This is a genomic window from Neomesorhizobium albiziae, from assembly GCF_900114255.1.
Lineage (GTDB): Bacteria > Pseudomonadota > Alphaproteobacteria > Rhizobiales > Rhizobiaceae > Neomesorhizobium > Neomesorhizobium albiziae.
The window spans coordinates 1-8002 of sequence record NZ_FOSL01000065.1 but is presented as its reverse complement, the minus strand read 5'-3'; the positions used below and the strand labels follow the sequence as shown (position 1 = coordinate 8002).

The following is an 8002-nucleotide window of genomic DNA, read 5'->3' as shown; positions in this document are numbered from 1 at the left end:
TGCGCGTCCGCTCGCGCACTGGACTGAAGGATAGAAGCCGCTTCGACACGCGATACTTTATCGCCTCCGCCAACCTGACAGCCAAACGGGCCGCCCATGCCGTGCGCGGCCACTGGCTGGTCGAGAACGCTCTGCACTGGACCCTCGACGTCGTCTTCAACGACGACCAGTCGCGTCTCAGAAAGGGCCACGGTGCCCTCAACATGGCCATCGTGCGCCACTTCGCTCTCAACCTCGTCAGAGCCGTCAGCGACAAGCGCTCCATCAAACTCAGGCGCAAACGCGCCGGATGGGATCCGAAATACCTCGCCGCAATCCTCGGCGACCTACGCCGTTAACCTGGATTCGGAGCCCTGCCGCGCCAGCGGCAATTTTGTCCCGGCGACAGCCGCCTCGTCGAGAACGGCGTGGCGGAAGCGATAAAGCTTCGCCGGCCGACCGCCCGTATCGGCGGTGATCTCGCCGGTCTCCTCGACCAGTTCCTGCTGCTCTATGAGCCGGCGGAAGTTCGGCTTGTGGATGAGCCGACCGGCCAGGGCCTCCACCGTGCGCTGCAGCTGTAAGAGAGTGAAGACCTGCGGCATCAACTCGAAGACGACCGGCCGGTATTTGATCTTGGAGCGAAGCCGGGCAATGCCCGTCGCCAGGATGCGGCGATGGTCGGCGACCATGGACTTGCCGGGGACCGGCGGAGGCTGGGTCGCGTCCCGTCCGCGTCTGGTCTCTTGGACCAGGCCTGCTTCGTAGAGCAACTCATAGCGGTGAAGCGTGAGTTCCTCGTTCCAATGGCGGTCGTCGAAGCCGAAGGCGATCGCCGCCCGCTGCCGGCGTTCGCGTCGCGTGGCCGCGTCATTGGCGCCGTCTGCCCACTCAATCAGGCGCGGCCGCAGAACATCCACCACCACTGGCGGCGTGCCGGCGCGGTGGTCCTCCCATGGAAAATATTCGTACCAACTTTGCCAGCCGCATTTGGACGAGCCCGTTGCATGTTCCTTGCGGGTCAGTGCGAGATAGCTGATGGAGATGACGCGCTGCTGGCGCTCGGCGCCGATGCGGTCCCGATCGGCGAACGTGTAGAGCTGCTCGATGTACACCAGCGGGTGGCCGGTCTGCTGCTCGACCCACGCCCTCAAGCCGGATTGCAGCGATCGGTGCTCAAGCGCAAACGGGCCGGAGGGCAAGGTGTCCGCCTGCCCGATGGTGAGGACACAGGGTTCACTGTCGTTTACGGCGACGACAACGGCGGTCAGGTCCACTTTGACTTCGTCAGCCTTGACGGCGGCTCTGTCTTTCCTGGTTCCCGTCGCCTGATCCTTCATGTTCCCGAAAGTGGTTGGCCCAAGCTCCGGCGTGGCCTGAATCGATTTAATTTAAGCGTGGCTGCCCGCACGTCAACACCGCGCAGCCGCGTGGCCATTTTAGCACTTCGCACCTGCACAAAAATATGCCAAACGCGACACCTGCGGTGGGTAACGCAAGGGAAGGAGGCGTGGGTTGAGCGCAGCTGGTGATACAAAGGCGATTACACCGCCGGATATTCGCTTGCGGAAAGGCCAGACCCCGCTCGTCTGCCTGACGGCATATACCACGCCGATCGCGAAGCTGGTTGATCGACACTGCGATATCGTTCTTGTCGGCGACAGCGTGGGCATGGTGCTGCACGGCCTGCCGTCGACGCTCGGCGTCACCCTCGACATGATGATCTTGCACGGGAAAGCAGTGCGGCGCGGGCTCGGGCGGGCGCTCTTGGTCGTCGACATGCCGTTCGGCTCGTACGAGGACGGGCCGGAGCAGGCCTTCCGCAACGCTGCGCGCCTGATGGCAGAGACCGGTTGTGCAGCGGTGAAGCTGGAGGGCGGCGAGAGCATGGCAGCAACGATCCGCTTCCTGACGGCTCGCGGCGTCCCGGTCATGGCCCATGTGGGTCTGACGCCGCAGGCGGTGAACACTTTCGGCGGCTATCGAGTGCAGGGGCGGGGAGACGATGCGGAGCGGATCAGGCGCGACGCCGGTGCGGTCGCGGAGGCCGGCGTTTTTTCCGTGGTGCTGGAGAAAGTGCCCGAGCCGCTTGCACGCCCCATCAGCGTAGAGATCGCCATCCCTACCATCGGCATCGGCGCCTCGCCAGCCTGCGACGGCCAGGTTCTGGTGACGGACGACATGCTCGGGCTCTTCACCTCTTTCCGGCCGAAATTCGTCAAGCGCTACGCCGAATTCGGCGATCAAGCCGAGGCCGCGATCGCGGCCTACGCAAACGAGGTGCGCGAGCGGCGTTTCCCCGCCGCCGAACATGTCTTCGCCGACACGTTCGGGGGTGTCGGTACCAGCAGCGTCAAGGGCGGAGAAGCAGCGTGAGTATACCTGTTGTCAGGACCGTGGCCGAGCTCCACGCGACCATCACCGAATGGCGCCGCGAGAGCGCGAGGGTTGCCGTCGTGCCGACAATGGGTGCCCTTCATGAAGGGCACCTCAGCCACGCGCGCGGCGCTGGAAAAAGCCGATCGGGTCGTCGTCACACTCTTCATCAATCCGAGGCAGTTCAATAGCGCCGCTGACCATGCCGCCTATCCGCGCACCGAGGAGGCGGACGCGGCGAAGCTCGCGCCGCTCGGTGCACACTGCATGAGAGACTCTCTCGGCTGCGAGTGCTTTTGAAATGGGAAGCGTCTACATTGCCAGCCTCACGACAGAGGCCACCTTTCGACACCAAAGCACAAACAGCCAATGATGGCATTACCTCCCGAGATTTCGGTCGAAAAACGCCGCCACGCCCGCACTGGATGGGCGTATTATTTCCGTCACCACGACATCGGCCCTACGCCGCCTGTCGCCCAAGCTGCTCAATCCGGAGCTCGTCCGGCTTTAACAAGAACATTGCGCTCAAAGACGATGGGAGGAGCGAGATCCCGCGGACAAGACTCACGCAAGGTTTCCGTAGCATCGGTCCGCTTGCTCTCCCCTTCTCCCAGGAGTGATGGAATCACGACCTTCCATAGAGGTCTTGGCCAAAACCGGGATGATTCCGGAACATGGAGACGATCCCCTTCAGGATACATGCCGAATCCACGAGGACACATGCAACACCCCAAACGGCCCTTCACAGTCGAAATAAGATCGTCCCGCAACGGTGCTACAAGACGCGATCGCGGATCGATTTGGGCCAACGTCAATCTGAAGAAGGCACGCCGGGAAATCGAGCAGGACCTGCGTGCGGAACAGACAACCGGCCCCGAACCAAAATCTGGCACGGCGGCGGACCCGATTTCTTCATAGCAGAAGGCGGAGAGAACCGAAGCACGGCTCCGGCGCCAGCGCTCCGGGGCTTGCCGAGCAGGGACCCTCCGCCTCTCTGAAATCCAATCGAGAAGAGCGTTCACTTCCCGGCTGGTCGCGGCTCTGCCGCGAAAACAAGGTGTCAGGCCCGGTCCTCTCCCGCCGTTGATCTAGCGCAAGGCGTTCACGAACTGCATATCCAGAATGGCGCTTCCGTGCACAACGCAGTGAGATTATTATGAAAATCCTGTTCACTACGATGGCTGTCGCCTTGCTGGTAGCCACCGCTTTTGCTGCGGATCCGATCCCCGCAGACCTCAGAGAAACTGCACTAGCCAACTTCAAAGCTTTGCCATCCACCACGCCGGCAGTCGCCAATAACCCGGTCACACCGGAGAAGATCTCCCTCGGCAAGGCACTGTTCTTGGATCCACGCGTCTCGGCGTCAGGCGTCTTCTCGTGCAACTCGTGCCACAACTTGGCCACCGGGGGCGACGACAATCTTGAAACCTCGATCGGCCATGGTTGGCAGAAGGGACCGCGCAACGCGCCGACGGTACTGAACGCTGTCTTCAACAACGCGCAGTTCTGGGATGGTCGCGCCGAAGACCTGAAGGCTCAGGCCAAGGGACCGGTCCAAGCCGGTGTCGAAATGGCCAACACACCGGGTCAAGTCGTCGCCACGCTCAAGTCGATGCCGAAATATGTCGAGTGGTTCAATGCAGCTTTCCCGGGTGAAGCCGATCCCGTTACCTTCGACGACTTCGCCAAGGCAATCGAAGCCTTTGAGGCGACACTGGTCACGCCGGCCCCCTTCGATGCCTTCCTCAATGGCGATGACGCCGCCATGACTTCCCAACAGAAACAGGGCCTGGCGCTTTTCATGGACAAAGGCTGCTCGTCCTGCCATGCCGGTATCAACGTTGGTGGGGAGGGCTATTACCCATTCGGCCTTATTGAAAAGCCCAGCGCCGACGTCCTGCCGGAAAAAGACAAGGGCCGATTTGCCGTCACCAATACAGCCGACGATTCCTATGTTTTCCGCGTGGCGCCGCTACGCAACGTAGCACTCACCGCGCCATACTTTCATTCGGGCAAGGTTTGGGATCTGAAACAGGCCGTCGCCATCATGGGGACCACCCAGCTCGGCGAAGAATTGACGGAAGAAGACGTCGACCTGCTCGTTGCCTTCCTTAACTCGCTGACCGGAAAGGTACCGGAGGTCGCCTATCCCATCTTACCCGCCGAAACGGCGACAACGCCTCGACCTGTATCGCGGATCTTAGGAAAATAAATGGCCGGAGCTGGACGGAAGGGGCGCAATCAAGAATGATTGCGGATGGTCGGCCGCTCGCGCGGCGAGGTCTATGCCTGTGGGCCAGGCCCCGTACAGCGTGTCGGCCGCCGCGTCGATCATACCGGGGGCGCCGTGAGTTTCTCCAGCTCGCCCATCGGCGTGGCGGGCAGGACAGCCTGGATCGCGGCGCGCAGGCTCTCGTCGTCGATGGGGGAAGCCGCCGGCGAGCCGGACGGCCGCCTGCTCGAAGGACACGACCTGGAGGCCATGACGTCCGTCGCGGGCAGCCAGGCGGCCTTCCCGCATGGGGAGGCGACACAATGTGATCTAACGTCGACCATCGTTGTCCAAAATCATGTCGGATATTTTTGCCGGCGGCCAGCTTGATCGATCCGTTGGCAAGGGTGCACACAACGCATTTAGGCCTGTGAGCGCCTTGACGCTTCCAACATCAAGGGTGACGGCACATACAACTTCGCCTACGGGCACGGCGTTTTTGCAAGCGCAGGCTCGGTCTCGGTAGATGGTGGAGATCAGGGCGGTACATCGGGCGGGCTTGTTGCAGTTTCGCTTGAATTCTGCGCCTTGAAACAGCGGTCTGCGCTTAAACCCGCCGCTGTCACCGGTAAAGCTGACCGTCATCACGAAGGAATGCATCGAGAGTGCCCTGGCCACGACGCCCGGTGATATCGATAAGTTCCACCATGACGGAAGCATCGCACGGCAACCCGGCGCGGTGCGAGCTGCTCTCGGTCGGACAGCGCCCTCTGAACCGAGCGGAGCAGCTTTGGTGCCTCTGGGGGGTGGGGTTGAGACACAAGCCTACCTGACGCCCACACCGACGCGCTGGCAATACACTTGAGAGCATAGGATTCCGGCTTCGCGATCTGGCGAAGGGTGAGAGGGCGCAAGGCTGTTTTCTTCCGCTTCCGTTCGTTTATTCGTTTATTCTGTGCCCTTGCCAATTGGCAAAGAGGGGCGAAGTCCAATGACAGAAAGCATCGCTAGAGTTGAAATCCAGCACCAAGACGCCAATCACACGCTGTTCATGGTGCTTACCGAATGCTGCAGCATGATCATCGACTTGGGCGATGAAACCGCGCACGGCGCTGCGGTTGCGAAGAACATCCGGGCCTCGGGAAAATCCAAGATGGCCAACAAGGAAATAGCCGAATGCGCGTATCGCATCACCGCCGAGCTTCGCTCTTGGCAAGGTCCGCACGCCGCGATCGTGAAGCGCATTCTCATGCAGCTTGTGACAGCCGATCGTTGGGAAGCAAAGCTGCGCGGGGGAAAGGGGCTTTGAGTGATGGGTGAGATGGGAGATTTGAGGATGCGCTTCCTTCGACCCTGGCATAAGCCGAAGCAGCAATATCCGAACCGCGACCGCTTCGGGGAGGACGGCCGCCGCATCTATTCCGCCTGGGACAGAGTGCCATCCCGTCGAGCCTTTGACCGGTTGCGGAGACGCCGAAACGCCCGCGTCGCCTTGTTCGCCGCGGCCGTGGTAATCATCCTGATCGTCCTCGCTTTCGCTGTGTTAGGCTAAGCGCAACGGCTTGCTCACGGCGAGTTTTAGTCCAAACGGCAGGTATTGCATGTCGTGGCTCAAAGGAAAGGCCGGCACCCCTCAGCCGGCCTTTCACTGTCACATCGGCGATTGTGGGGGTTGAGCAACAAGGGAATCGCCGATCCGCAACAACGTCGGCAAGCATCACCGGTTCCATCCCGCTGCGCCAGATACTATCGCTCGCACCCAACTCCGTCCCCATCGCCATCCAGTCGATTTGGGTCGGCGCCTGATACGCTTACCGGCCCAGCGACGACTGGGTTGTTCCCCGATCCGCCCGCGCAATCGAGGTCGCGGCTTGTCGACGATCCATGTTGGTTCGACGAACCATGTCGGTACTTCGCCGCCACACCTGCAATTCGTTGACCATCGGTCGGAATCCGGGTGTCCATGGAGGCCGGATTGAACGGATCAAGTGCGTGAATAAGACGGTTTTGCTGTTGAGCATCTCCTGCTGCCAAAGTCACCGTGTCGTACCGGTTGAGGTAGTCGGCACAGCCTGCCAAAGGAGTGACGAGCAGCAAGGCAATGACTGGCACAACGCTGGTTCTCGACGTCGCGCCCTTCGCCGGCTTGCGGACTCTAGCGCGATCACAGGTGTCTGACCCAACGCTCCTCGGATACGATCGAAACCTGTCGTCCACCATCCCTTACGTTTCCCACTACCAGTAGCAGCGGTACCGCCCGCAATAGTAGGGTCGGTGGTAGTAAGGCCCTTGGCTAGCGGCCACCGCAGCGGCTCCGACGACTACGGCGCCCAGAACCGCGGCGGCCACCGCCTGATTTTGCGCAACGACGCGCTGCTCGCGGCTGTTGGCCGCGTGCATCCGACAGGTAGCATAATACCGATCGCCGCGAACGTAGCCGTACGAGACGCAAGCAGCATCGTCTGCTTGCGCGGCCAACTCCGGTGACATCGTTGATTGACAGCCAGATGCAAGCACCGGCATCAGCAACGCCAAAATGACGCGCTTCATCCCCCAAACCCTTCCCAACACTTCGCCCGCAGACAGTCAAGCACTGCCGGAGAATTTCCGCAAGGTTCATACTTAGCAAAAGGTTAAGGGAGCGATTTACTCTGACTACAGGCTTCTCTGAGATAGTTCAGGCCCGAATTCGGTGGCCCGCGATCAACGGAAAAGGCCGGCTGAGCGGCAGCCGACCTTTTCGCGCGTCCTCGTTCTGCGGATAGGCGATTTAGGAGAGTGGGGACTCATCGCCGATCCGCCTAACTAAATGCATAACGCTCGATCAGGTTCCTCGCCGCTATGGACCGCGCCGCCTGTTCTGCCGCGTCGTCTGGTTGGGTAGTCGGCGATCCGGATCAGAGCTATGGCGGAAAATGGGTGATGACGGTTTGAGAAGGGCGGCGTATCGAGGCGGGTGATTGAAGCCTGCCAGAACCTCTCAAGGAGAGCGATACGCCATGAACGAGACTATCAACATTGTTCGCCTTCGTCAGCCCGACGAAATCGATGATCCCCTGACGGATGTGCTCCGCACCGGCGCGCGCAAATTGCTTGCGCAGGCGATCGAGATGGAAGCCGAAGCGTTTCTTGCCGAGATGCGGGATCTGAAGCTGCCGGACGGACGTGAGCGGCTGGTCCGGCACGGTCACGGCCCGGAGCGGAGCATCCAGACGGGGATCGGGCCGGTGCCCGTCAGCCGGGTGAAGGTCCGGGACCGCGGCGCGAACGGTGAAGCGGAGCGCATCCGTTTTTCCTCGTCGATCCTGCCGAAATGGGCGCGTCGGACGCGAAGTCTGGACGCGCTGCTTCCCGTTCTTTACCTGCGCGGCGTTTCGACGGGCGACTTTCAGGAAGCTCTGGCAGCCCTGCTCGGCAAGGAGGCGCCGAACCTCT

At 61.4% G+C, this 8002-nt stretch carries 7 protein-coding genes and 1 pseudogene; 7 read left to right on the top strand and 1 reads right to left on the bottom strand.

Features of this window, described 5'->3' with window-relative positions; all coding sequences use genetic code 11:
- A partial coding sequence (locus F3H98_RS30455; protein ID WP_149764688.1) for an ISAs1 family transposase occupies positions 1-338 on the top strand: 338 nt, incomplete at its 5' end.
- Here the strand turns inward: F3H98_RS30455 and F3H98_RS30450 are convergent.
- The gene (locus F3H98_RS30450) at positions 327-1319 is read right to left on the bottom strand and encodes an NUDIX hydrolase (protein ID WP_149764686.1); all 993 of its coding nucleotides are present in this window, start codon (positions 1317-1319) and stop codon (positions 327-329) included. The two genes, F3H98_RS30455 and F3H98_RS30450, sit on opposite strands and share 12 nt — an antisense overlap.
- Before the next feature lie 175 nt (positions 1320-1494).
- Between F3H98_RS30450 and panB the strand changes: the two genes are divergently transcribed.
- From panB to F3H98_RS30415, 6 genes and pseudogenes are all read left to right on the top strand, one after another.
- Positions 1495-2355, top strand: coding sequence for a 3-methyl-2-oxobutanoate hydroxymethyltransferase (gene panB, locus F3H98_RS30445; protein WP_149764684.1), 861 nt, complete (start codon positions 1495-1497; stop codon positions 2353-2355).
- Positions 2352-2655, top strand: a pseudogene (locus tag F3H98_RS30440) (pantoate--beta-alanine ligase). Before panB ends, F3H98_RS30440 begins: the two are co-directional and overlap by 4 nt.
- Positions 2656-3511: 856 nt before the next feature.
- Positions 3512-4567 carry a cytochrome-c peroxidase gene (locus F3H98_RS30435; RefSeq protein WP_149764682.1) on the top strand — a complete coding sequence of 352 codons (1056 nt, stop codon included), beginning with the start codon at positions 3512-3514 and terminating at the stop codon, positions 4565-4567.
- Positions 4568-4612: 45 nt separating this feature from the next.
- On the top strand, positions 4613-4957 hold the full coding sequence (locus tag F3H98_RS31520; RefSeq protein ID WP_188130656.1) for a hypothetical protein: 345 nt from the start codon (positions 4613-4615) through the stop codon (positions 4955-4957).
- Positions 4958-5558: 601 nt separating this feature from the next.
- On the top strand, positions 5559-5876 hold the full coding sequence (locus tag F3H98_RS30425) for a hypothetical protein (RefSeq protein ID WP_149764680.1): 318 nt from the start codon (positions 5559-5561) through the stop codon (positions 5874-5876).
- 1690 nt (positions 5877-7566) lie between these two features.
- Positions 7567-8002 (top strand): transposase (locus F3H98_RS30415; protein WP_188130655.1); only part of this gene is annotated, 436 nt, incomplete at its 3' end.

Excerpts from the sequence above, each read along its gene's own strand:
- F3H98_RS30450 (WP_149764686.1), bottom strand. The coding sequence starts at position 1,319 with ATGAAGGATCAGGCGACGGGAACCAGGAAAGACAGAGCCGCCGTCAAG.
- F3H98_RS31520 (WP_188130656.1), top strand. The coding sequence starts at position 4,613 with ATGGTCGGCCGCTCGCGCGGCGAGGTCTATGCCTGTGGGCCAGGCCCC.
- F3H98_RS30425 (WP_149764680.1), top strand. The coding sequence starts at position 5,559 with ATGACAGAAAGCATCGCTAGAGTTGAAATCCAGCACCAAGACGCCAAT.
- F3H98_RS30435 (WP_149764682.1), top strand. The coding sequence starts at position 3,512 with ATGAAAATCCTGTTCACTACGATGGCTGTCGCCTTGCTGGTAGCCACC.